Source organism: Niabella pedocola, from assembly GCF_021044425.1.
Lineage (GTDB): Bacteria > Bacteroidota > Bacteroidia > Chitinophagales > Chitinophagaceae > Niabella > Niabella pedocola.
In genome coordinates, this window is record NZ_JAJNEC010000005.1 from 1432810 (window position 1) to 1457909 (window position 25100).

At 49.2% G+C, this 25100-nt stretch carries 23 protein-coding genes; 8 read left to right on the forward strand and 15 right to left on the reverse strand.

What is annotated here, in order from left to right:
• Nucleotides 1-283: 283 nt before the first annotated feature.
• A complete protein-coding gene (locus tag LQ567_RS13560; protein ID WP_231005055.1) occupies nt 284-2215 on the forward strand; it encodes a RecQ family ATP-dependent DNA helicase in 1932 nt (643 codons plus the stop codon).
• Between the two features lie 379 nt (nt 2216-2594).
• Nucleotides 2595-3329, forward strand: a complete 735-nt coding sequence (locus LQ567_RS13565) for an SMI1/KNR4 family protein (protein ID WP_231005056.1) — start codon at nt 2595-2597, stop codon at nt 3327-3329.
• Nucleotides 3330-3335: 6 nt separating this feature from the next.
• Here LQ567_RS13565 and LQ567_RS13570 read toward each other — a convergent pair whose 3' ends face one another.
• The 7 genes from LQ567_RS13570 to LQ567_RS13600 all read right to left on the reverse strand — a co-directional run bounded on the left by LQ567_RS13570 (nt 3336) and on the right by LQ567_RS13600 (nt 10901).
• On the reverse strand, nt 3336-4016 hold the full coding sequence (locus LQ567_RS13570; protein WP_231005057.1) for a lysoplasmalogenase: 681 nt from the start codon (nt 4014-4016) through the stop codon (nt 3336-3338).
• 152 nt (nt 4017-4168) lie between these two features.
• Complete coding sequence (locus LQ567_RS13575) at nt 4169-5569, reverse strand: Gfo/Idh/MocA family oxidoreductase (protein ID WP_231005058.1); 1401 nt, start codon at nt 5567-5569, stop codon at nt 4169-4171.
• A 240-nt stretch (nt 5570-5809) separates the two neighbouring features.
• The gene (locus tag LQ567_RS13580) at nt 5810-6760 is read right to left on the reverse strand and encodes a 2-dehydro-3-deoxygalactonokinase (protein ID WP_231005059.1); all 951 of its coding nucleotides are present in this window, start codon (nt 6758-6760) and stop codon (nt 5810-5812) included.
• An 11-nt stretch (nt 6761-6771) separates the two neighbouring features.
• Nucleotides 6772-8082, reverse strand: a complete 1311-nt coding sequence (locus tag LQ567_RS13585; RefSeq protein ID WP_231005060.1) for an MFS transporter — start codon at nt 8080-8082, stop codon at nt 6772-6774.
• Nucleotides 8083-8092: 10 nt separating this feature from the next.
• Nucleotides 8093-9241 carry a galactonate dehydratase gene (gene dgoD / locus LQ567_RS13590; RefSeq protein ID WP_231005061.1) on the reverse strand — a complete coding sequence of 383 codons (1149 nt, stop codon included), beginning with the start codon at nt 9239-9241 and terminating at the stop codon, nt 8093-8095.
• 10 nt (nt 9242-9251) lie between these two features.
• A complete protein-coding gene (locus tag LQ567_RS13595; RefSeq protein WP_231005062.1) occupies nt 9252-9875 on the reverse strand; it encodes a bifunctional 4-hydroxy-2-oxoglutarate aldolase/2-dehydro-3-deoxy-phosphogluconate aldolase in 624 nt (207 codons plus the stop codon).
• A 12-nt stretch (nt 9876-9887) separates the two neighbouring features.
• Nucleotides 9888-10901 carry an SMP-30/gluconolactonase/LRE family protein gene (locus tag LQ567_RS13600; protein WP_231005063.1) on the reverse strand — a complete coding sequence of 338 codons (1014 nt, stop codon included), beginning with the start codon at nt 10899-10901 and terminating at the stop codon, nt 9888-9890.
• A 198-nt stretch (nt 10902-11099) separates the two neighbouring features.
• On the opposite strand from LQ567_RS13600, the gene ispG reads away from it, so the two are divergent.
• The gene (ispG, locus tag LQ567_RS13605) at nt 11100-13127 is read left to right on the forward strand and encodes a (E)-4-hydroxy-3-methylbut-2-enyl-diphosphate synthase (protein ID WP_231005064.1); all 2028 of its coding nucleotides are present in this window, start codon (nt 11100-11102) and stop codon (nt 13125-13127) included.
• Nucleotides 13128-13335: 208 nt separating this feature from the next.
• Here the strand turns inward: ispG and LQ567_RS13610 are convergent, their stop codons facing one another.
• From LQ567_RS13610 to LQ567_RS13620, 3 genes are all read right to left on the reverse strand, one after another.
• Complete coding sequence (locus LQ567_RS13610) at nt 13336-16140, reverse strand: outer membrane beta-barrel protein (RefSeq protein WP_231005065.1); 2805 nt, start codon at nt 16138-16140, stop codon at nt 13336-13338.
• A gap of 268 nt (nt 16141-16408) precedes the next feature.
• Nucleotides 16409-16975, reverse strand: a complete 567-nt coding sequence (locus LQ567_RS13615) for a hypothetical protein (RefSeq protein WP_231005066.1) — start codon at nt 16973-16975, stop codon at nt 16409-16411.
• A 115-nt stretch (nt 16976-17090) separates the two neighbouring features.
• Nucleotides 17091-17483 (reverse strand): DUF1801 domain-containing protein, encoded by a 393-nt coding sequence (locus LQ567_RS13620; protein WP_231005067.1) that lies wholly within the window; start codon nt 17481-17483, stop codon nt 17091-17093.
• Between the two features lie 181 nt (nt 17484-17664).
• Between LQ567_RS13620 and LQ567_RS13625 the strand changes: the two genes are divergently transcribed.
• A complete protein-coding gene (locus LQ567_RS13625) occupies nt 17665-18177 on the forward strand; it encodes a hypothetical protein (protein WP_231005068.1) in 513 nt (170 codons plus the stop codon).
• A gap of 73 nt (nt 18178-18250) precedes the next feature.
• On the opposite strand, the gene LQ567_RS13630 is transcribed toward LQ567_RS13625, so the two are convergent.
• From LQ567_RS13630 to LQ567_RS13640, 3 genes are all read right to left on the reverse strand, one after another.
• Nucleotides 18251-18790: a type 1 glutamine amidotransferase domain-containing protein gene (locus LQ567_RS13630; protein ID WP_231005069.1), complete on the reverse strand. Its 540-nt coding sequence runs from the start codon at nt 18788-18790 to the stop codon at nt 18251-18253.
• A gap of 132 nt (nt 18791-18922) precedes the next feature.
• A complete protein-coding gene (locus LQ567_RS13635; RefSeq protein WP_231005070.1) occupies nt 18923-19276 on the reverse strand; it encodes a TfoX/Sxy family protein in 354 nt (117 codons plus the stop codon).
• 11 nt (nt 19277-19287) lie between these two features.
• Nucleotides 19288-19668: a nuclear transport factor 2 family protein gene (locus LQ567_RS13640; RefSeq protein ID WP_231005071.1), complete on the reverse strand. Its 381-nt coding sequence runs from the start codon at nt 19666-19668 to the stop codon at nt 19288-19290.
• Between the two features lie 98 nt (nt 19669-19766).
• Here LQ567_RS13640 and LQ567_RS13645 point away from each other — a divergent pair, with 98 nt between their 5' ends.
• Complete coding sequence (locus tag LQ567_RS13645) at nt 19767-20174, forward strand: winged helix-turn-helix transcriptional regulator (RefSeq protein WP_231005072.1); 408 nt, start codon at nt 19767-19769, stop codon at nt 20172-20174.
• 3 nt (nt 20175-20177) lie between these two features.
• Here LQ567_RS13645 and LQ567_RS13650 read toward each other — a convergent pair whose 3' ends face one another.
• Entirely contained in the window at nt 20178-21071 is an 894-nt protein-coding gene (locus tag LQ567_RS13650) for an alkaline phosphatase (RefSeq protein ID WP_231005073.1), read from the reverse strand.
• A 203-nt stretch (nt 21072-21274) separates the two neighbouring features.
• Between LQ567_RS13650 and nadB the strand changes: the two genes are divergently transcribed.
• Nucleotides 21275-22891 (forward strand): L-aspartate oxidase, encoded by a 1617-nt coding sequence (gene nadB, locus LQ567_RS13655; protein WP_231005074.1) that lies wholly within the window; start codon nt 21275-21277, stop codon nt 22889-22891.
• A 106-nt stretch (nt 22892-22997) separates the two neighbouring features.
• Nucleotides 22998-23876, forward strand: coding sequence for a lysophospholipid acyltransferase family protein (locus LQ567_RS13660; protein WP_231005075.1), 879 nt, complete (start codon nt 22998-23000; stop codon nt 23874-23876).
• 61 nt (nt 23877-23937) lie between these two features.
• Here the strand turns inward: LQ567_RS13660 and LQ567_RS13665 are convergent, their stop codons facing one another.
• Entirely contained in the window at nt 23938-24273 is a 336-nt protein-coding gene (locus tag LQ567_RS13665; protein WP_231005076.1) for a cupin domain-containing protein, read from the reverse strand.
• A gap of 250 nt (nt 24274-24523) precedes the next feature.
• On the opposite strand from LQ567_RS13665, the gene LQ567_RS13670 reads away from it, so the two are divergent.
• Nucleotides 24524-25099: an RNA polymerase sigma factor gene (locus LQ567_RS13670; protein WP_231005077.1), complete on the forward strand. Its 576-nt coding sequence runs from the start codon at nt 24524-24526 to the stop codon at nt 25097-25099.
• The last annotated feature ends 1 nt before the right edge of the window (nt 25100 follow it).

Genomic DNA, 25100 nt, shown 5'->3' on the forward strand with positions numbered 1-25100 from the left:
GCCGGCCGGGGCTGCAGGAATCATGGATAGCGGCGAAGCGCTATAAATCTATGTTAAAAAAACCTTCGTTGGGTACTCCCTTTTTTTGCAGCATTCCGCCTTTTAGATGCACGGAATTGCGGTGTTTTCATACGGCCTGCTGATTTTGCAGGGACATGGTCTGGCAAATTTGTAAAACGGCAGTTCTCCGTTTGCCCATTGTCATCCGGATTTGAAAATTCCGTGTACCTTTGAATTATAAACGAACGGGACTCAGTATCAGGTTATCAGAAGATCAGCATCTATGGAACAGGCGTTGCGGGAAACTTTAAAGGCGTATTTTGGATATGACCATTTTCGTCCGTTGCAGTCAGCAATCATTCAAACGGCCATTGAAGGGAAAGATGTGCTGGCACTGATGCCTACCGGCGGCGGCAAATCGCTCTGCTACCAGATTCCCGGTTTATACAAAGAAGGGCTTTGTCTTGTTATTTCCCCATTGATCGCCCTTATGAACGACCAGGTTCAAAACCTGCGTAAAAAGAATATCACCGCCTTCGCCATTCATACCGGCATGTCGCGCAAAGAGGTTATTCAGGTGCTGAAAACCGCTGCGCACAGCAACTGCAAATTCCTGTATGTTTCCCCGGAGCGACTGGAAACAAAATTATTTAAAGAGTACCTGCCCGCGCTGCATGTAAACCTGATTGCGGTAGATGAGGCCCACTGTATTTCCCAATGGGGATATGATTTCCGGCCACCTTATTTGCGCATTGCCCGTTTGCGGGAAGAGCTGCCTGGTATACCGGTAATGGCACTTACCGCTTCCGCCACGCCCAAGGTACAGGAAGATATCTGTGAAAAGCTTTCACCGGAGGGTGTCAACAAATTCACGGTTTACCGCCAGTCTTTTGAACGGCTCAATTTATCCTACAGTGTTTTTAAAGTTACCAGCCGCATTCATAAAATAACGGAGATCCTGAAAAATGTTCCGGGCTCGGCGATCGTGTATTGCAAAACCCGGAAACACACCAAGGAACTGAAGGACCTCCTGCTGATGGAAGGTATTGCGGCCGATTATTATAACGCCGGTTTGCCGGCCGAAGAGCGTACCCGCAAACAACAGGACTGGATCCGGAACAAGACCCGTGTAATTGTGTGTACCAATGCTTTTGGAATGGGCATCGATAAGCCGGATGTACGGGTAGTGATTCATGCCGATGTGCCCGACTGCTTGGAAAATTATTACCAGGAAGCGGGGCGTGCAGGCAGAGACGGCGAAAAGTCCTATGCCGTGTTACTGTACAACGATGCCGACCTTGAAGTGCTGGAAAAAATGCCGGATCAACGCTTTCCCGACCAGGAAACCATTCGCAGGGTGTACGGCAGCGTGGTGCATTACCTCCAGTTACCGGAAGGAGAACCGCCCGGTGAATTTTATGATTTTGATCTGAAAGACTTTATTAAAAAATTCGGGCTGGATGTTACCACAGCTATATACGCCCTAAAAGCACTGGAGCAGGACGGATGGCTTACGTTTAACGAACAGGTTTTTATACCGTCTACCGTGCGGTTTACGGTTTATAAGGACGCATTGTACGAATACGAAGCCTCGCATGCCGATTCAGAACCGCTGGTAAAAACGCTCCTGAGAACGTATGAAGGTATTTATGATTATCCGATCGGAATTTCGGAAAGTTATGTAGCGTATCTGATGAAGACCGATGTTTCTGTGATCAAAGAGCAGTTGCTTCGCCTGCATGCCGATGGTATCATCGACTATCAGCCCCGGAAAGAAGATCCGCAGCTGATGCTGACCCGTACACGAATCCGGATCGCCGAACTGCAGATCAATCTGAAAAATTATATGGCCCGGAAACGGCTGTTTACAGAACGGGTAACACAGATGCAACACTTTGTCGTAAACGTAAAAGAGTGCCGCAGCAAAATGATCGGCCAGTATTTTGGAGATACGGCAATAAAAGATTGTGGTGTTTGTGATAACTGTTTAAAAAGAAAAAATAGTCAGCTTACACACGAAATTTTCGAAACCATCCAGTACCGGATCCGGGAGGTGCTGATTGCTCCCAGCACCATCCCCCAGTTGATGGCTCAATTGCAGGGCATAGAGAAGGAACATATATGGACGGTGATCAATTTCCTCACCCGCGAGGAGCAGATCCAGATGCTGGAAGACGGCACCATCAGCTGGAAAAACAATTCGCCGCAGCGCTAATAATCCCCGCTATAAAAACAAGGCATCCCCGCCCGCCATGCGCACTAAATGAGCCAAAATAACCTTGCTGTCACCCACCGCAATCCCATTTTTACCCCTCACCCGTTTAAAAAGAACCCTTTTTTATGGGGCATAAAGAAGGCCGATTGTAAAAACAATCAGCCGTTGCTAACCTATGAAAAACACCTACCGTAAAGGTACGAAAAAGATCGTTTAAAAAAAACAAGGGTCCGGAATTTTCTTAAAAATTTGTCAAATTCCAGGAGAGGGGGCGTGTCTAATCACTGCTTCCACAAAATTTAACATCGCGAACGTGTAATGGCTTGGTTATTGTGCGTATTTCAGTGCCTCTTACCTCTAAACAATCGCGACTATTCGTATGCAACAATTAAACAGGATCCGGGAAAAGCTTGATCTGCTCCGGAACATCGATACCAAAAAAGAATTACCGGGTGCCAGTATTCATCATTACCGGTTAAACCCGCCATTAAGACCCGATCAGGTCGATCTTTTTGAAACAAAGCACCGGGTGCAGCTTCCGGGTGACTATGTAGCCTTTCTTACTACGCTCGGCGACGGAGGGGCCGGTCCTTTTCATGGTCTCCGGCAACTGGAAACAAGCCGGATCTGCTTCTTCGATCATTCCGGGGAAGCCGAACATCAGTATTTTGATTTGGCCCGGCCTTTTCCGCATACCGAAAAATGGAATATGGAAGCGGAACTGGAAAAACTGGATGCCCGGCTGGAAGCAGCCTATGAAGCAGGAAACGAGCAACTGGAAGAACAGCTTTTTGAAAAGAAATGGGAGCTGATCAGCGGGGCCGAGCACGACCAGGGCCGGTTATGTATGGCGGATGATGGTTGCGGTATACAAATCAGCCTGGTGGTCAATGGTTTTGAAAAAGGAAATATGTGGACAGACGACCGGATCAATGACGGCGATATTCATCCGTCGGATGAACTGGGGAATACCGAAAAGATATCCTTCCTGAACTGGTATGAGCTATGGCTGGATAATGCCATTAAAAAAATGCGTGGCATCCAGCGAAGCGTTTTCTTAGTACGCTCCCCCAACGAGCCCCGGAAGATCCCTGATTATATTTCCTGCAAATAACCCCGCCTACAGGCGTTCTTCCTGGCGGATGTACCGGATCATTCCCCGTGTAAGTAACCATTGAGCCAGCACATAGGTGCTCATGATGGCCCAGCCGCCCCATGCAGCCGGATGATAAAATTTGTTAATGGCAAGCACCGAATCCGATACTACAAAAAAGATCGCTCCGGTTAAAATCGTGCGTGCTGCTACCTGATCCGGCAGGTCATACAACAGCATTGCCAGCAGCAACATAAAGCTAATAACAATGCCATAGACCAGCACCGGGATTTTTAATGCGCCCAAATGCGGCAGTAAAAAGCTCATCATAAAAAAATAATACACGCCCACAATAATGGCTGCATACCATTTACCGGGTATGGATGCTTTTACTTTTATGAAATGAAAACACAGGATATAAAAGACATGCGCTATTAAGAAGGCAACCAACCCCAGGATAAAATACCGCTCGTTGTTATTGGCAAACATGAGCAAGGTATCCCCGGCAACAGAGCACACCAATGCCCCGGCGATCCATTTCTTAAACGGCGAGGCCACACCAGCGGTTTCCGAAATAAACATGCCCAGCAATGTACTTACCAGTAAGGGTTTGAAAAAAAACTGAAGGGTGTCATTTTGAAGGGCCATACCGGTAAAATACAGTACCATTACAGCAATAAAAGCAATATGCCAGGCAGCCGGTTTCATTTGAAATTAAAAATAAGCATTTCAAACATAGAACCGCGCAAATAATACCGGATAAACGGAACGAAATCGCAGGAACAGGAATAAAAAAAGCAGTCCCTTTCACCGGCTTCCGGTAAGTCAACGCCTCTACGACCCGTAGTATATCACAGTCCCTATCCTTTTGCAGATTTTACGCCCGTTAAATTGCCATGTTCAATGGAAAAGCTAAGCGGCGGATTCGTTTTCCAGGCACCTCTTGTAAAATCGGGAATGGATACCGGAACCGACTTTCCTGCCACTGATCGTTCACTTAACGGCCCGATAGACAACCAGAGCGCCGCGTCGTATACATTATGATCTACCGGAAGCCCGTTGCGCAGACAATCGACCCAGCGCCAATCCATCAGGAAATCCATTCCGCCGTGCCCCCCGATCTGCCGCGCCATTTCCCCGAGGTGCTTTACCAGCGGCAACGTGTACTGCTCTTCGATCTTCTTCATTTCCGCTTCCGGCAGCCAGCCCTCATGGCCTACAGAGATCTTGCCGGGCAACGGGTATTTTTGTGCAGCGGCCCGGGTACCGCTGATCAGGTGCAACCTGGAATATACACGGGGAGAGCTGGTGTCATGCTGCAGCATAATGGTTTTTCCCTTATGGGTTTTGATCACCGACGTATTCATGTTTCCCCGGAACGGTGCATTCAGAAAGGGTTTGAAGGCTGCCGCATCCTTTTGATAGGCTTCTTTTTCCAAATCGTTCAATGTAAAATCACTGCTGCTCATTGATACCAGGTAGTCCATCTGATCGCCCCGGTTAATGTTCATAACGTTGCAGATGGGGCCCAGCCCGTGCGTCGGGTACAGGTTGCCATTCCGTTTTGCATTTTCCCGCAGGCGCCACAGATCATACCGTTTGGTGGTATCAAAAAGACTGTCTGCAATATCATGTATATAGGCCCCTTCCCCGTGAATGATCTCGCCAAAAAAACCCTGGCGGGCCATATTCAGTGTCATCAGTTCAAAAAAATCATAACAACAGTTCTCCAGGAAAATGCAATGCCGCTTGTAGGTTTCGGAAGCCTTTACCAGGTCCCATGCTTCCTGTATATTATCGTTGGTGCCTATTTCCATAGCCACATGTTTGCCGTGCGCCATTGCGTAAATAGCGATGGGAATATGCAGCTTCCAGTGTGTGGCAATGTATACCACATCAATATCTTTCCGTTCGCAAAGCTGCATCCAGGCATCTGCCTTGCCGGTATATAATGCCGGTTTAAAAGACGTATGCTTTATACTTTCCTTTGCCAGTTGTGCCCGCTCCGGCCGGATATCGCAAATGGCATTTACCACCACATTTTCGATGTAGCAAACCCGCTTAACGGCCGCCGCACCGCGATTGCCCACGCCCACAAACCCGATACGAACTGTTTCCAGTTTGGGCGCACGGTAATTATTCATATTAACTGCCGGTGCCAGCAAGGCCGATGGCACCGAAGCCACGGCGGAACCTGCCGTAGCCGTACCGGCACCTAACACACCCAATACCTTTAAAAAGTTTCTCCTGTTATGATTCATAAAGCAAATTTTTTAGTACGCTGTTCCGCAGGACGCTCCTGCAATATGCCCCGCTTTTTAGCCTAATGGCAACCCCTTGCTAAAAACAGCCCTCTGCCTGCGCACAGCCGGTTAAAAATACAGAAACCTTTTGGGGAGCGGGTTACCAAATACCGGCAACGTTCCCGTTAATACAGGAAAAGCACACCCGGTGTAGCCGTACTTCTGTAAAGCAGGTGAGCAGCAGTTGTGGTGCAACCGTTACAAGGGCCGGTAGCGTTGCAAAAGCCTTTGCTGTCCGCTTACCAGTGCCTGATCTGCATCCGGCAACAGGATGGCCTTAATGCCCAGGGCTTCGCAGGCCAGTGTGTATGCCGGCGAATGCGCAGGGCCGCCCAGCAGGTATACCGGTTGGCCGGCCTGCAGTGTTTTCAGTTCTTCGCCAATAAGCAGCCCGCTGAGGTAATGATAGTTGGGTTCCGGTGGTGTTTTTTTTAATAACTGGTTCGTGCGTACTCCAAATAAATGATGTAATAACGAATGCGTTTGGCTGGTTAGTACACCGCGTATAAAATACTCCCGGCTTACGGTGTTGGTAAGCCCCTCACCTGGCATAACCGAAGCCGCAAGAATGCTGTGCGCTGCAAGAAGGCCAAACACTTCCCCGGTCATAAACGTACGGAATGCGGTTACCATACGGTTTCGGATTTGTATGTGTTTGGGATGGGAACCCGGCAGCAAAAGCAGCAGCTCTTGTGCCGCAGCAGGTAAGATATCTCCAACGCCGACGATCTTTGTTTCTTCTCCCCGCATCACATCGGTTCCGGTACAGGCACCGGAGATCAGCAATAACGGGTTATGGTCATTTGGAAGGGACTGCAATACGAGGTCTGAACCGTCAATAGAAAACGGCAGTGTTTTATACGGCAGCTCCGTTAATCCAATGGAAGAAGAGGCCATGCCGGACAACACCACAGTAACGCCTTCCAGCGAGCGGCCCAGCTGCTGCTCCATAGCCCGGATCTGCTGGTTTAAAAAACGGGTATAATATACTTCCCGGCTGATGGTATCACCCGTTTGCTGCCATTCGGCCGCCATTTGCACAATACCGTGCCCGAGCCGTATAGTTGCCTGTACCGCCTCGTCCTTTATTTGTACCAACCGCAACCGGAACGTACTCGTTCCCCAATCGCAACTTAAAAAAAGATCCATACAATTGATGATTACTGATCCGATGCGTTTTCTACCGCTACCCGCTCTACATTTCCTACCAGGAAGATATAAGAACAGGCACCCAGCGCGCCCAACACCGCAATAAAAATAAGCGCCGGCGCAAAATTGCCTCCGCTGGCCAAAAACCCGATCACGATCGGTACGATGATCCCCGAAAGCTGACCAATAAAATTAAATACGCCCCCGGTTACATCGATAAGGTGTTTGGGAGCCAGGGTCGATACAAAGATCCAGGTAATGGAAGCAAACCCTACTCCAAAAAAAGAGAGCGACATAAACAGAATGATCCAGCCCGGTGTATGCACGTAGTTGGCACCTACAATACATACAGACAACAGCAGGCCGGCAATAATGGGCCATTTGCGGGCACGTGCAGCAGGTACGCCCCGGCGCACCAGGTAATCCGAAAGGAATCCCGAACTCAGCACTCCTGCAAACGCTGCCAGGTAAGGAACCGAGGCCCAGTAACCCGATTGGATAAAATTCATTCCCCGGTAATCGACCAGGTATTTGGGAAACCAGGTTAAGAAAAACCACAATGCCCCGTTTACAGCAAACTGCCCCAGGTAAATTCCCCATAGTTTCCGGTGCGACAATACTTCGCGGAGGTCGTTCCATTGAAACACCCGTTTGGCCCTATCATCCTGCCGGCTGTCTAAAATGCCTCCGCCTTCTTCTATATGGTTGAGCTCTGCCTTATTCGCCTTTTTATGTTGCAGGGGATCCCGGTAAAAAAGGTACCATACCACTCCCCATACCACGCCGATCAATCCCGTAATAACAAACAGTCCTTTCCACCCGGCCTGGAGCTGAATTTTTGAGAGCACCGGCATCAGGAACGCCAGTCCCAGGAACTGCCCGGAGGTGTACACGGCAATGGCCGAAGCCCGTTCCTGCACGGGGAACCAGCTGCTGACCACACGGTTGTTGATCGGAAAGGCCGGCGCTTCCAGTGCACCGGTAACCATGCGCAATCCAAACAGGGATGCAAAGCCTTTTGCAAAGCCCTGCAACACGGTAGCTAACGACCAGCTGATCAAACTGATGGCATACAGCATCCTTGGAGCAAAGCGCTTTACCAGGATACCGCCGGGGATCTGGAACAGCAGGTAGGTCCAGCTGAAGGCAGAAAAAATAAGCCCCATCTGCACCGGCGAAAACCGGAATTCCTTTCCGATAGCCGAAGCCGCCACCGCAAGATTGCTGCGGTCCATATAATTAATGACCACATTTACAAATATGAGGAACAATACCTCGTACCGGATCCTTGTAGGCCTTGCAGCCGGGCTGTTTGAGCGCATATTTTTTATTTTACCATTCCGCAATACTTCCGTCGCGGTGCCGCCATACGGGGTTCCGCCAGTTATGGCCAATGGCCGCCATTTTCCGTACATGATCTTCGTTGATGGCAATACCCAGGCCGGGCTGGTCCGGTATGTTTACATATCCATCCCGGTATTCAAATACCGTTTTATCATGAAGATAGTCCAGCAGGTCGCTGCCCTGGTTATAGTGGATGCCCAGGCTCTGTTCCTGTATAAAGGCATTATGACAGGTAGCATCCACCTGTAAACAAGCAGCCAGCGCAATGGGCCCCAGCGGGCAATGCGGGGCTGCCGCCACATCAAAGGCTTCGGCCATGGAAAGGATCTTTTTACATTCGGTAATGCCGCCTGCATGCGACACATCCGGCTGAATGATATCTGCATACCCCTCCGTAAGCAGGGTTTTGAACTGCCACCTGGAAAACATCCGCTCCCCGGTAGCGATGGGGATCGCTACATGGTTGGCGATTTCCCGCAGGGCTTCATTATTTTCCGGCAGAACCGGTTCTTCGATAAACATGGGCCGGAAAGGTTCCAGTTCCTTGGCCAGGATCTTTGCCATCGGTTTGTGCACACGCCCATGAAAATCGATACCGATACCGAAGGCCGGACCCGTAGCCTCGCGCACTGCTGCCATGCGGGCCACCGCCTGGTCTATTTTATCATAGCTATCTACATACTGCAATTCTTCTGTGGCATTCATTTTTACCGCAAGAAATCCCTGGCTGGCCATCTCACGCGCTGCAGCCCCTACATCTGCCGGCCGGTCGCCGCCGATCCAGGAATACACTTTCATCGAATCATGCGCTTTGCCGCCCAGCAACTGGTGTACCGGCGCATTGTAGTATTTTCCTTTTATATCCCAGAGCGCCTGATCGATACCGGCAATCGCACTCATAAGGATCGGTCCGCCCCTGTAAAAACCCGCCCGGTACATCGTGTTCCAGTGATCTTCGATATTTAGGGGATCCTTACCTTCCAGGTATTCCATCAGCTCATCTACCGCAGCCCTTACAGTAGCCGCCCTTCCTTCAATCACCGGCTCGCCCCAACCCGTGATCCCTTCATCCGTTTCAATCTTCAAAAAGAGCCAGCGCGGCGGCACCTGGAATAATTCATAACTTTTTATTTTCATAATTTCCTGTTTAGGATTGCATCGCCTGAATCAATTTCCGGGCATTTTCCTTCAGCGTTTCGAGGTAGACATCGGTTACCGGCTGCCGGGTATCTACCAACGCGCTGCCAATACCAAATCCTACGGCCCCCGTTTTCAGATATGCACCGATATTTTCCGGTGTAATACCGCCGGTAGGTAATAAGGGAATATGTGGCAACGGGGCTCTGAGCTCTTTAATATAGGAGGGGGAGTTTGCCGGGAATACCTTTACAATATCGGCGCCCGCCCGGTGAGCCGTGTAAATTTCTGTTGCCGTATATGCCCCCGGAATGCTAACGGCACCCAATCTTTTTGTGGCAACGATAACGCTTTCATCCACTACCGGGGAAAGAATAAAACGGGCTCCGGCACTATAGGCATCTGCTGCCATTGCCGCATCCAGTACGGTTCCGGCGCCAATTACCATATCATTGCCCAGTTTACCGGCAACCTGCTCAATGGCCTGCAACGGTGCTTCCGAATTCATTGTAATTTCCAGCAGCCGGATACCGCCTTCATATAAAGCGGCGGCAATGCGAACCACATCCGAAGGATCTGCACCTCTTAAAATGGCGATAAGCTTACTACTGGTTATTTGTTGATAAACGGTCATATATTGTTCCTGTTATTTTAACGTTACTTTTAGTACACAATGGTCGGCGGTAATAAAGAGCGTGCGGTAATCTCCTGAAAATGCACAATTGGAAGTGATCAGGCTGGTTTTGATGCGGCCCAGCGCCCGGCCCTTCCTGTTGAAGATCCATACGCCTCCGGGGCCTGGTGCAAAAACAACACCGTTCTTATTGATCTTAATACCATCCGGTGTCCTATGCTCTTTTTGAAAAATGGCCGTACCGTTAAAGAAGATCCGTCCGTTGACAAGCATTCCCTGCCGATCCAGGTCGTAGATGTACCAGTGGGGTTTTTCCGGATCGGAATTCGCAATCAGCAACTGCTTTTCTCCCGGGAAAAAAGCAATGCCGTTCGGACGGGTCAGGCTGTCTGCCAGTAAGGTTACTTTCCCGTTTTTTGCGATGCGGTACACACCCTGATACGATAACTCCCTTGCAGGATCTTCAGGACCCTGTTCCAGTCCATAAGGCGGGTCCGTAAAATAGATATCGCCATTGCTCTTAACGGCCAGGTCATTAGGACTGTTGAATTTTTTGTTTTTATAGCCGCCGGCAGCTGTAATAAACACGGGCTGCGGATCTGCGAGCGCAGCCTGCATTAGGGCTATACGGCGATCTCCATGCTGACAGATCACCAATTTTCCCTGCGGATTAACAGCCAGCCCGTTGGACCCCAGTTCCTTTCCGCGCAACAGGGTTCCTGTATAACCCGAAGGTTCCAGATAAACATGAAGGCCTTGTTCCGCCGTCCATTTATAGATCCGGTTCTTTAATACATCTGAAAACAGCAGCATTTTTTCCTGCTCCACCCATAGCGGCCCTTCCACCCATCCGAAGCCGTCTGCGATCACCGATACGTTTGCACCGCTATCTATAACAGCGTCCAGATCCGGGTGCAACCGCTCAATAACCGCCACGGGTGGCTGTTGCTGTGCCGGAACTGCTCCGGCAAACAATAGCAAAAAAGCGATAAGCGTAAATACGGTCACAGGTCTTTTAATAAACATGAAGCGCATCGTTAACGAGGGGGAAAGATAAACAGAAAAGACGGAAAAGCCAATGCCCCTCCCCATCATACAGATACACTACAGAACCGAACCGGTCAATGGCCAACCAACAGGAAAACGGCGCCGGTGATGCAGCGGAAGCGCAGCAAGGCAGCAGCCCTATATGAACCACACTCAAACATTGGTTATCTTTGCACTATGGAACTATACGCAGCATCGCTCACTTCATATAAAAGACTGTTAACCAAAGAGGTAAGAATCGGAGATTTGCTATTAGGCAATCATCATCCCATCCGGGTGCAAACCATGACCACCACCGACACGATGGATACTATGGGTACGGTGGAACAATCCATCCGGTGTATCGAAGCCGGAGCTGAGCTGGTCCGCATCACAGCTCCTTCCAAAAAAGAAGCGGAGAACCTGCTCCATATCAAAAATGAATTGCATAAAAGAGGCTATAATACCCCGCTTGTGGCCGATATCCATTTTACACCCAACGCGGCTGAAATTGCAGCACGTATTGTGGAGAAGGTACGGGTGAACCCCGGCAATTATGTTGATAAAAAGAAATTTGAACAGATCGAATATACCGATGCGGAGTATGCAGAAGAGATCGACCGCATCCGCGACCGGTTTACCCCGCTCATCAAGGTGTGTAAAGAATATGGCACCGCCATGCGCATTGGCACCAATCATGGCAGCCTGAGCGACCGGATCATGAGCCGTTATGGCGATACGCCCATGGGCATGGTGGAAAGCGCGATGGAGTTCCTGCGCATTGCGCGGGACGAAAGCTATCACCAGATCGTTCTCAGCATGAAGGCCAGCAACCCCATTGTAATGGTACAGGCTTACCGCCTGCTGATCAAAACCATGGATGAGGAATTTGGCGAGATTTATCCCCTGCACCTGGGCGTTACGGAGGCGGGCGACGGCGAAGATGGCCGCATCAAATCGGCAATAGGGATCGGCACCCTCATGGAAGATGGCATCGGTGATACCATCCGTGTTTCGCTGACCGAAGACCCGGAGCTGGAAATTCCGGTATGCCGCGATATCGTGAAGCGGTATGAGGGAAATCAGCCAACGGGTTTCAATGCCGGCAAGGATGCACCGGTGCTCCCGCCAACGGGTCAGGCGATCGATTTCTCCAATTCAACCTATAATCCCTTCCAATCGAAAAAACATAAGACCACGGGTGTCGGAAACATCGGCGGAGAACAGGTACCCGTGGTCATCGCAGATCTGAGCAAGCTGGAAGCAATTACACCGGCATCATTACAGGCTGTGGGTTATACATATGATGCCGGAAATGATAAATGGCATATTGCCGATGCTGCGGCCGATTATATTTATACCGCTAAAGCCGAACTGGATTTTCCGTTACCGGGTCTCCTGAAGGTGATCACCACACCGGAGCATTGGAGCAAGGCTGCCGATGAGACAAAATATTTTCCCATATATGAGGCCGGTGCATTTGCTGCCGCGGCTGCAACAAGCGGAATCCTGAATTTTGTGATGCTGGATGCCGGCGATTTTCAGCACCTGGACGCTTTAGCCGGTAAGTCCAATATCGTGCTTTGCCTGAGCAGCCAGCAAAAAAATGCCATGCAATCGGTACGCCGCATGTGCGTTGAAATAACACAACGGGGTATGCAACATCCGCTGGTGTTTATTACAGACAGCCACTGGAGCACGGCCGATGAGCACCTGATCCATTTTGCTACAGAAACCGGCGCCTTATTCCTGGATGGGTATGGCAATGGTATTTGCCTGGGTATGCATCAGGCAACTTACCATCAATTTAACGATGCCCAGCTGAGCGGGCGCCGCTATACTTCCGCAACAGATACAGGTGCTGCCGAGCAGTTTATGAACAACACGGCCTTCAGCATTTTACAGGCCACGCGCACCCGCATCTCAAAAACAGAATATATTTCCTGTCCCTCCTGTGGCCGTACCCTGTTTGACCTGCAGGAAACCACTACCAAGATCCGTTCGGTGACCAATCATCTCAAGGGCGTAAAAATTGCCATCATGGGATGTATCGTTAACGGACCGGGGGAAATGGCCGACGCCGATTTCGGCTACGTAGGCAGCGGGCCCGGAAAGATCACCCTTTACAAAGGCAAGGATGTGGTAAAACGGAATGTGAACAGCGATATCGCCGTGGAGGCACTTATCGAGCTGTTGAAGGAGAATGAAGCCTGGATTGAGCCGTAAGGGAAGCGGGGTTTAGCTTTCAGCAGTCAGTCATCAGCAGTCAGTCATCAGCAGTCAGCGGTCAGCCATTCGCTAAAAGGCTAATCACCGGATGGCTGTTTGACGATAAAAACACAAAGACAAAATCGTCCTGGAATTTATCGCAACGGGCACATCGATCCCGTTATCTAAACCAACCTGGAATTTTAAACATTAAACCTGGAACCATTTAGAACAACAGCAGCGACTGCCCGCCTACTTTTTTCTTCGCCCCGGTTGGACGTATATTGTAGGTAAATGTAGCCATGTAATAATTACCCAGTACATTTCCCCGGCTGTATCTAAGCATATTCTGCGACAGCACGACATCCGTATTATTCATTTTCCGTAAGATATCGTAAACCCCCAGCCGCAACACACCTGCTTCGTTCTTCAGCATCGTAATGTTGAGTGCTGCATTCCAGCGTACAAACCGGCGCAACGAAGGGTCTACAATGGCGCTGTTCTGTATAAAGGCCACATTGTTCTCCAGGATAATATGCTTGGGCCAGCGCAATATCTGCTCCGAGCTGATTTCATAATTTGATACGCGGTACGACTGGAACAGGGCCGTATTGGAGTTCCGGACGCGCTGACCACCGTAATTGACATTATTGTTCCATTCAAATACATCATTCCAGTTTAACCCGATACCGGCCCAGAGGTTGGTATTGTTCCGGTATTGTTTGCTCAGTTCATTGTTATAGCTGAAAAAGTTTTCATTATACTCATAGTAAAAACCGATATTCGAGTTCATCGTAAACCGCTGCGAAAATTTATTTTGTTTATTGATGCCTCCATTGCCGGAGATGCTTTTACCACCATTGGCATTTACCGGCATAATGATCTGGGTACCGTTATCCTGCAACAGGATATTTTGGATCACGTCATTTTTAACCTTCGCTGCACGCGCCCATCCCCATACATTCAGGCTCAGCTTGGGATCATAGGTGTACATATTTACCTGCAAACTATGCCGTATCGCCGGCAGCAGGTTCGGGTTGCCATTATTGATCACATAGGGATTGGTATTATCAAAAACCGGTATCAGGTAGCGGTAATCCGGCAGGATCACCTCTTTCCGGTAATCGATGTTCAGTTTGCCCAAAACGATGCCGAGTTCCGGCAAAAAGGTATTCAACCGCTGCACCACATCTTCAGGCATTGACACGAGCCTGTTTGTAAAACGCTGCGACTGGTAGCGGACCCGCGGTGTAACAGTTAATTTTTTGTATTTGTACTCCAGCCCCATAGCGGTGGAAAGGCTGTTGCTCCTGCGTTCAAACCGGTTACTGAGATCGTTGTTCAACCGGGTAAAGCCGCCCGATCCATCGAGGTTATAGGTTTCGATCGTATTGGTGAGGTATTCATATTCATACCGTGCATCTACCCGGGCGGAAAGATTTTTAACCAGGGGTTCGCTGTAGTTGCCATTGATGCTGGCATTGAGCGTGGGCACCTTCTCATGCCGCAATTGGTCAAACAGACTGTCCTTCAGCTGCGGATACCGGTATTGGATGAGCGAATGGGTAGTGGCTGCATTATCCCGCAGCTGCCAGATGAGCTGGTGGTTTATAGTAAACCGGCGCCCCTTGCGCGTGCGGGATAACCGGTTATAATTTATGTAATGGCGGTAATTCCTGCTGATGTTATCGCGGTCCAGGTCTATCCGGCCGTCGCTCAGGCTGCCCAGTACCGAGTGCGTGCTTTGCGCCAGCGTATAGCGGTCATCGACCGTATTCCCCGTCATATAATTGATGCCGGCCTGGATATTGGTTACAGAATCCGGTCGCAGCTTGGCCCCCAGGCCTATATTGTGCGCGTTGATCAATACCTTGGCCTTTTCATCTTCGGTTCTTTTTAAGAGCGTATCCCCATTGTTGTATTCCGTATAGCCGTCATTTTTTACATCCACTTTTACATTCCCGTAAAAATATTGCCCAAAGATCGATTGTTTACTATTTGGAGAATGGTTAATGTTCAAGCCCAGTCCCGAACTGGTACTGATGCCGCCGTACTCTGTGATACCGCCAAAATTGATATTATTGATCCGGATGCCCGTACCGCCGCTGGCATTGCGCCAGATACTCACACTGCGATTGCTGTTTACATCAGAGTTGCGTTGCATGCCACCGGTCTGCATCAGCTCAGAAAAGCTGAATCCCGCACGGTTGAGGTTATTGGTATAGCCCAGTGCGCTTACCTGTAACGTATCTCTGAATATATTGGCAATGGCCCCTGCTTCATAGGTACCTTCTGTACCACCGCCTGCATAAGCTTTTCCAAACATGCCCTTCTTTACGCCCTTTTTAAAAGTAAGATTGATGACCTTGCCCACGTTATTGAGATTATCATCGCCTCTCCGCAACAACTCTTCTTTGTCATCGGTTACCTGCACCTTATCAATTACGTTGGAAGGGAGATTGCGTGTGGCCATTTTCGGGTCATCGCCAAAAAAGGCTTTACCATCTACGGTAATACGGTTGACCGGTTTTCCGTTTACCGTAATATTACCATCACGGTCCACCTGTACCCCCGGCAGTTTTTTCAACAGGTCTTCCACCAGTGCATTGGGCAGCGTTTTAAATGCCGCTGCATTAAATTCAATGGTATCCTTGCGTACCGCCATCGGCGGGCGCTCGGCCACTACCAGTACTTCATCCAGTGATGTACTGTCGGGTGCCATCCAAAGCGTGTCCAGGTTAAGGGCGCCCGAGGTCAAGGTAAAATCTTTTCGCAGTACTTTATACCCGGTAAAGGTAGCAATGAGGCGCAGCGGTGTGTTCAGCGGCAGACCCGGAACCTTAAACGCTCCGTCGGTAGCTGACAACCGGTAGGTGATAATACTGGTGTCTGCAGCTTTGTATACGGTAACGGTGGCCAGATAAAGCCCTTTTTTGGTTTGAGTATCCAGCAGCGTTCCGGTGATGCTGCCCTGTGCCTGTACCCATAGGGCGGCCATCAGCAGGAAAACGATCATTCCTGTTTTCTTCATGAGCATTCTTTTAAGCAAGGTTATTAAAAAACACCTCCCGCTGTTTGTACCCTGTGACGAAACGGCAAAACAATGGTATCAACTAAAGAAAGTGCCGTGCGAAAATATACGACATTATTCGTATTAAAAAATCGTAGATGCTTTTTAGGAAATCAATAACATTTTCGCCTGATCCTTACCGGATCCATTGAAAGTGCGAAGTATGCCCTTATTTTAGGTAATAAATGCCTGCAGCGCCTGGTATAGATAACAGCGGGATACGTTATCCTTAAAAGAAATAATGCCGGAGGATATAGGAAACTTCATACAGGATGAAAAGCAGCGCCAGTGCATATTGAAACCGGATATTGTTAAACCGTATGCCCAGCAGGCATAGCAGAATGTGAACAAGATTGCGCACAGGGTATTCCCAATGCAACGACAGGAAATATTGTTTTCCCTTTAAAAGCGTATCCGCAAAGTCTGCAACAAAAATGACGATCAGGAATGAAAAAAACCATTGCTTTCGTGAAAAGAAATAATCCTGGTATCCCTTATAGTCACTGATACTGTCGGGAAAGATCAGTACAGACAAGGCAAAATACATGGTTGTATAAAGGATCAGGAACAGGTATTCCAGGAAATTCCAGCTCCCCACACCGGTTAACCGCGCTTCCCACCACCAGAAGTGAATGATCAGCAAAAATGTATACCCCACCCACAGTAAATGCAGCGGACTGGGCTTGGGTCCTTTACGAAGATCGATCAACTTCACTGCATTTTTAAGCAACTGGGCGATCCCGAATCCCAGGATAATGCTGATCATGGTTCGTACATGGGTAAAGGTTTCTTCCATAATCGTAAGGTTTATGATCGTTTATTCCAGGGTGGGCATCCCGGAACACCGCTTTTAAAATACATGCCGGAACAATGATTCCGGGATGGGCTGTAACTGCTCCTGCCGTCATCGCCTATCCTTTCAACCGCTCCAGTACACCCCTGCGTTTTACAATATTTTTATAATCCCATTGAATGTCCCTGGCCTTTTTAAGCCATCGTTTCAGATCTTTTTTGTTTACCGCAGTTTCGTTCTTGTAGCGGGCCTCCGCAGCCTTAAAACTGCCCTCCGGCAGTAATCCGGGTTCATCAAACGACTGTCCGCTCCAAAACAATAACCGGACGCAGTCCTTCAGTTTGCTATAACCCGCAACCGGGTTTCCATCAAGGAACCACACGGGGTGCCGGTGCCAGATCTTATTTTCAGCCTCCGGCAGATGGATACAGATCTCCTGTGCCAGCAAATCACAGATCGCCTGATCTTCTTTCGTTTGGGCATTATTATAAGCGGTTATATCCGGGTTCATGGCGCAATTTTACCGGAAGATACTGCATTTATTTTTTCTTCATTCCCACAGACGCAGAAGTTGTTTATCCATTTTATCCGTTGCAGATAGCCCCGAAAGCAACAATCATATCTGCTATGGGTTGTTGCACTACCCTTTCTTTTTACGTTGTAATCATAAACCACCCACAAAAAACAGTGCTATGAAATATCAGTTCCTGATTGTTGTAATACTACTTGCCGGCTGCCTGTCTTGCAAAAAAGCGGCGTTTGAAAACGAGTATCAACAAAGCTACCGTACCTGGCTCAGCTTCCGGGACAGCAGCAGCAATCATTATCGGTATACAAAAATCTTTAGCTCCTGGACCGGGAGCCGTTCGGAGTACACCATTACGGTAAAAGGAGGTGCTATTTTGCAGCAGGAGTATAAAGGCTATGGTTTAACCGCGGATACGCACCAACCAACACTCAAGGAATCCTGGACTGAAGATGCCGCGCATTTGAACACACACCACAACTATGAGCCGGCGCTTACACTCGACCAGGTGTATGCAAAGGCTAAGAATGAATGGTTAAAAGTGAACCGGGATGAGCATACGGTTTATTTTGAGGCTCAAAACCGGGGTATGATTTCTTCCTGCGGCTTCGTACCCAAGAACTGCGCAGACGACTGTTTCACCGGTATCACCATCACCCAAATCCGGGCGCTGCCCTGAACATAGCCGGATAATAAAAAGGAACCGGTCTGCACCAGACAAACCGGATCCTCCTGAGAACAGGGTTTAAGACCTATGCGGCATGCACCCCTTCCTGTATTTCTTCTACCATTTTCTTATTAAAGGCGGGAAGATCCTTTGGCGTACGGCTGGTTACCAGACCCGCATCCACTACCACTTCCTCATCGGCCCAATCGGCACCGGCATTTACAAGGTCCACACGGATCGCAGGTACGGATGTCATTCTCCGGCCGTTTACCACACCCGCATTGATCAGCAATTGCGGCCCATGACAAATGGCCGCCACCGGCTTCTGCTGGTCAAAAAAATCACGTATAAAATCCAGCGCTGCTTCGTTTGTGCGCAATTTGTCCGGGTTCAATACCCCTCCGGGCAGTACAAGGGCGTCAAATGCTGAGGAATCTGCTTCCCCCACCGTTTGATCCACCGGGTATTCTTTTCCCCAGTTTTTCTCTGCCCAGGATCGGATACTGCCCGCTTCCGGGCTGATGATCAACGCCTCCCAACCCTGCTGTTCCAGGTAATCTTTCGGAGATTGCAGTTCACTTTCTTCAAAGCCATGCGTAGCAAGAATGGCGATTCTCTTTTTCATGTTACTGTGTTTTTGTAGTTCAACAATTTTTAACGGAATGGAATCCTCCTGTTTCCGCTACAAAAACCAGTCCTGAAGCCCGACGCACTATTAGGATTGTGTTAAAGAATCTACTGGAGCAGCTCGAGGAAATCAACGCCTGCGAACTTTTGAAGGTATGGCGGTTGCGATCGTTTTGTTATACTCCAGGGCCAGTTCAACCCAGTAATCCAGGGCCGCTTTTGTTTGAAGCTGCGCCTCGGCTACATGCACATATCCCTTATAGATGCGCCCCTTCATAATCACATCACTGCACCCTTTTTTTGCCACCAGTGCATCATGCATCGCCGGTTCCACCCGGCACATGATCCGGCCGGGACCCACTGTGAGACACATTTTCCCATTGATCATAAAGGCCAGTCCGCCAAACATTTTTTTTTCCTCAACATGCGGAATAGCCGCCAGGGCCTGCCGCATACGCTGTGCAAGAGATGTGCTATATGCCATGGTACCGGGAATTAAGCGGGTGTGTTCTTTTGAAATGTGAGCGTGTCAAAAAATATTGTAAGGGCCTGCAATTTTCCGTCCCGTGCTTTCCAGATCTCCGCCACGTCGCCGGTTATACGGGCGCCATTGGGAAAGGTAAAATCGTATGTACCAATCACACAGGCGTTTTCGCCGTCCACGATCATTTCTTTAACCCGCATGGCATCAAATACCCTGGAAAACCGGTCAATCACCTGCCGGTAGGCGGCCTTTCCAACAAGCGGCTCCGGACGTGTCATATCTCCGCCGGTAAATAAAAAATCATCGGAAAGCACGGTTTCCCATCCCTCCTTCCGGGCAAACCCGCTGTAATACTGTTCCAAAAGTTGTTTTGTGGTAGCTGTTTGTTCCATCGTTGTTGTTTTTACATTTTAAGCAATCCGTATCTTTGTGCTTGCATTTTGCAAGTACTAAGTTAGGAAAGTTATTGCAAATTGCAAGTACTTTTAAAATGAGCAAACAAAGATCCGACTGTCCCATCAGCTGTTCGCTGGATATTTTCGGCGACAAATGGTCGCTTTTGATCATTCGCGATGTAATGCTGCGCGGCAAATGTTCGTATAGCGAGTTTTTGAAATCGGAGGAAAAGATCGCCACCAATATCCTTTCCAACCGCCTTGCCCTGTTGGAAGCCGCACAGATCCTGTCAAAAGAAACAGCCCCCGACAACCGGTCGAAATTCATCTATCACCTTACACAAAAGGGGGCCGACCTGCTGCCCATTATTATTGAACTGATGGATTGGGGCGCCCGCTACCATGATCATTGCCCGCGCAGGGAGCTGGGGAAAAAGATAAAAAAAAATAAAGCCGCTGTCATCGATGAATATAAGCAGCGGCTTAAGGAACAACTCCGTTAGCGATTACCGGAAGGCCTCTTTTACCGGCAGTCCTCTCCAGCTTTCGGGCATCTTCAGTTTTAACAACCAGGCAATGGTAGCCGCCGTATCGTACGTAATAATGGGCCGTTTTAAGGCATGTCCCTTTTGCACACCCCGGCCATAAACCACCCAGGGAATCTGTACTTCATCCAGCGACTTACCGCCGTGTCCCTTGCCCTTTCCGCCATGATCCGCTGTTACAATAATTACCGATTCATGGGCGATGCCGGCATCTTCCACCGCCTTTACAATGCGGCCGATACGGGCATCCACTTTTTGCAGCTCTTTATAATACTCCGGCGTACGATGACCAATATTATGTCCTACCCCATCCGGCTCATCCAGGTGTACAAAAGTCAGTACCGGCTTTTGCGTCCGGATGATGGTAATTGCTGTGTCCACACAAAAATCGTCCTTATCCTTTCCGGCCACCCGTATGGTGGTGGCCTCCTTTTCCACCAGCGGACCAATGCCCTGCCAGCTATAAACCAATGCAGACACGGCGTTCGGCCGTTGCTCCTTCAATAACGAAAAAACAGAAGGAAATAAACCAAACCGGCTGGTATCTGCAGAGCGAATTTCCGGAACCGCGCTGTTCCATTCTGTATAACCATGCACCGTAGGCCCGGCGCCCATTAACAGGGAAGCCCAGTTTACCGCACTGGAAGAAGGAAGCACCGAACGGGCCGTTAAGGACCAGGCTCCATCCTGCATCAGCTTTTTCAACTGTGGCATCTCCGCTTCCGGAAGGGCATACGCACCAAATCCATCGCATCCGATCAGGATCACATGTTTTACTTTGGATGGCTGGGCCATTGCAGCCAGGGACAGCCAGATACTCATCAACATCATTGTTATAGCACGCATATTGCTCATAATCGTTTTTTTTTATTTTGTATCCGGACGAAGATACAGAAGAAGCCCTACCGGAATCAGCCAGCAACAGGACAACCGGTTGCATTGTTGGGCCGGAATCAACGATGCGCCGGTATAGCCGCAGCGGTAAAATTTATGAACGGTTCGCGGCCCGTTATGCCCCAAACCAAATAAATCCTATTTTTACTGTTTAAACAACGTACATGCAGCAGGTAGACTTTCTGGTGATCGGAACGGGTATTGCAGGACTTACATACGCTTATAAAATGGCGCATCAGTTTCCTGATAAAAAAATACTGGTATTGACCAAGGCGGCCGCAGATGAAACCAATACCAAGTATGCACAGGGCGGTGTGGCCGTGGTAAACGATCTGGAACGCGATAGTTTTGAAAAACATATTGAAGATACCCTGATCGCCGGAGACGGTCTTTGCAATAAAAAGATCGTGGAAATTGTGGTTACGGAAGGCCCCGAGCGCATCAACGAACTGATTGCCCTGGGTACCAATTTTGATAAGGAAGCCGATGGCGACTATAAGCGCGGAAAAGAAGGCGGGCACAGTGAGTTCCGCATCCTTCATCACAAAGACATTACCGGATGGGAAATGGAGCGGGCCTTGCTGGAAGCCGTAGCCTCCTGTTCCAATATTGAGCTTATCAAGCATTGCTTTGTGATTGATTTGATCACCCAGCACCATCTGGGCTACCTGGTTACCAAGGCCACGCCCGATATTGAATGTTACGGTGTGTATGTACTGAACCTGCGCACGAATGAAATAGAAACCATCCTGGCAAAAACCACTTACCTGGCTTCCGGTGGCAACGGGCAGGTGTACCGTACCACCACCAATCCCGGCATTGCAACCGGCGACGGTGTAGCCATGGTATACCGTGCCAAGGGACGTATTGAAAATATGGAATTCATCCAGTTTCATCCCACGGCGTTGTTTGAAGCCGGATTGACCGGTCAGGCTTTTTTAATTACGGAAGCCGTCCGGGGCGATGGCGGTATCCTGCGCAATAAGGACGGAGAAGCTTTTATGGAGCAATACGATGAGCGCAAAGACCTGGCCCCCCGCGATATCGTGGCACGTGCCATCGACAGCGAAATGAAACGCACCGGTACCGAACATGTATGGCTGGACTGCCGGCATTTTGAACTGGAAAAATTCCTGGAACATTTTCCCAATATTTACGAAAAATGTAAAAGTATTGGTATCGATATTACACAACAGATGATCCCCGTATCGCCGGCGGCTCATTACAGCTGCGGCGGTATTAAGGTAAATGAATGGGGCCAAACCTCCATCCGCAACCTGTATGCAGTAGGTGAATGCAGCAGTACAGGGTTACACGGCGCCAACCGGCTGGCCAGCAATTCGCTCCTGGAAGCGATGGTATTTGCACACCGCTGTTTTGAACATGTATCTGCCAAAGCCCTGAATAAGGAACTGAATGATCATCATTACGAAGGCCATATTCCGGAATGGAACGCCCGGGGTACCATGCAGCCCAAGGAAATGATCCTGATTACCCAAAGCCTGAAAGAGCTGCGGCAGGTAATGTCGGATTATGTAGGTATTGTACGCAATAATATCCGCCTGGAGCGGGCATCCAAACGCCTGGATCTTTTATGGGAAGAAACGGAGCAATTATACCGGTCCAGCAAAGTATCACCGCAACTGCTGGAACTTCGCAATCTGATCACCATTGGTTATCTGATTGTAAAAGGAGCCATATTCCGCAAGGAAAGCCGGGGCCTCAATTACAATACGGACTATCCTGAAAAAAGTGTGCTGGTTCAGAATGTGGTGTTGTGATGTTGTTGAGGTTTGAGATTTGAGAATCGAGAATCGAGAATTGAGATTTCAGATTTCAGATTTAGAGATTAGGACTTAGGATTTAGAACTTGAGATTTAGGATTTAATGTACTATATCGTTTACGGCTTTTTGTATGTATGCTCCCTGCTTCCGCTGCCGGTGTTATACCTGTTGTCGGACTTTTTTTATGCCGTGGTATACTATCTTATCGGATACCGCAAAAAAGTGGTCATGGACAACCTGGCCATTGCCTTTCCGGAAAAAACAATGGAAGAGCGGAAGCGTATTGCTAAAAATTTCTATCACAACCTGATTGACTCCTTTATCGAAACGGTGAAGCTGCTTTCTGCACCGGATGCGTTCTTTGAGAAACGCTTTACCGGCAACTGGGAGGTGGTAGACCGTTATTATGATCAGCACCGGAGTGTGCAGCTGATACTGGGACATACGTTTAACTGGGAGTGGGGCAATGTACAGATCGTGCGCAAGATCCGGCATACATTCCTTGGCGTATACATGCCCATCAGCAGCCGGCCGTTAAACCGGGTTTTTAAAAAGCTGCGCTCCCGCAGCGGGGCCGTGCTCCTGAGTGCGCACCATATGACCCGCGAATTTTTACCCTACCGCAAGGCACTTTATTGCCTGGGCCTGGTAGCCGACCAAAGCCCGGGACATTTAAAGAATGCCCGTTGGTTTTATTTCTTCAACCGGAAAACCGCCTTTACCGTTGGGCCTGCAAAAGGGGCCATTACGAATGATGCGGTGGTGGTGTTTGCCTCCATTGAACGCCGCAAAAGAGGGTATTACGAGGTTACCTTTACAGTGGCAGACGAACATCCCAAGGCCCATGTGGATGAAAACCAGCTCACGAAAAAATTTGTGCAATTCCTGGAAGCAACCATCCGCCGGAGCCCGGACATGTGGCTATGGAGCCACCGGAGATGGAAGCATGAATGGAAGGAGGGAGATAAAATGGGGGAATGAGCCGCGGTGCTATTGCACCGCCATGTACAAACGAAAATAAAGCGGGTAGCCCATCGCAGGCTTAAAGAAAATCTTCCCGGCAGGGGCTGAATGCATCAACCAGCATCCCTGCTTCCAGGCAGGTGCAACCATGCAATACATGCGGGGGCACATAAAAACCATCACCCGCAGCCACCACTTTTTTTTCATCACCAATGGTTACTTCAAAAGCACCGCTCGCCACATAGCTCGCCTGTGCATGCGGATGCTGGTGCACTGCGCCCGCCGCGCCCTTCTCAAATCGCACTTTTACCAGCATCAGGTTTTCACCAAACCCGTATACCTGCCGCTGTGCGCCCGGCCCGGCGTCCTGCCAGGGTGTTTCATTTTCCGCCTGAAAAAAACCACTTTGAACCATTCCTGCTATTTTAAGATGATCGGATGTTGACATTCCATTAAAGGACGAAGCCCTGTTGGACAACGGCCGTTGAAATGCACGGTTGCAAATGTATTAAACCCCACGGTTTCCTGTTCAAAAACAGGATTTTTGACCGGGTCACCCCGGAAAATATGCGCCTGCCCGCTGTAACTCGTGGTTTTCAACAAAAATTTAAAAATCAGGGCTTTTTTTTAAAGTAATTAATCCGTCCATTCGTCTTATCTTTCTGATGCAGGAGCAAAAACTGGCAATATTGGCGGAGGAAAGGAAGCAAAACGTCATCCAGACCGTAAAGGATTACGGTAAACGTCTCTTTGGTTTTATTCGTAAAAACGTAAACACCGATGCGGATGCGGAAGATATTTTGCAGGATGTCTGGTACCAGTATACCAATGCTACTGCCACTCAAACCATCGAACAGGTCAGCGGCTGGCTGTTTAAAGTGGCCCGCAATAAGATCACAGACAAGTACCGGAAGAAAAAAGACAACCGGATCGATGATTTCCAGTATGAAAATGAGGAAGGGGAACTCCAGTTCCGGGAACTGTTCTTTACCCTGGATAACGACCCCGAACTGGCAGATATCAAGAAGTTATTCTGGGAAGAGCTGTTTGCGGCCCTGGAGGAGCTGCCAGCCAGCCAGCGGGATGTATTTATCCTCAATGAGCTGGAGGAAAAGACCCTGCAGGAGATCGCCGATGCAGCCGGTGAAAATCTGAAAACCATCATCAGCCGGAAGCGGTATGCGGTGCTGCACCTGCGCAGCCGGCTGCAGTATTTATATGATGAATTAATGAACTATTAAA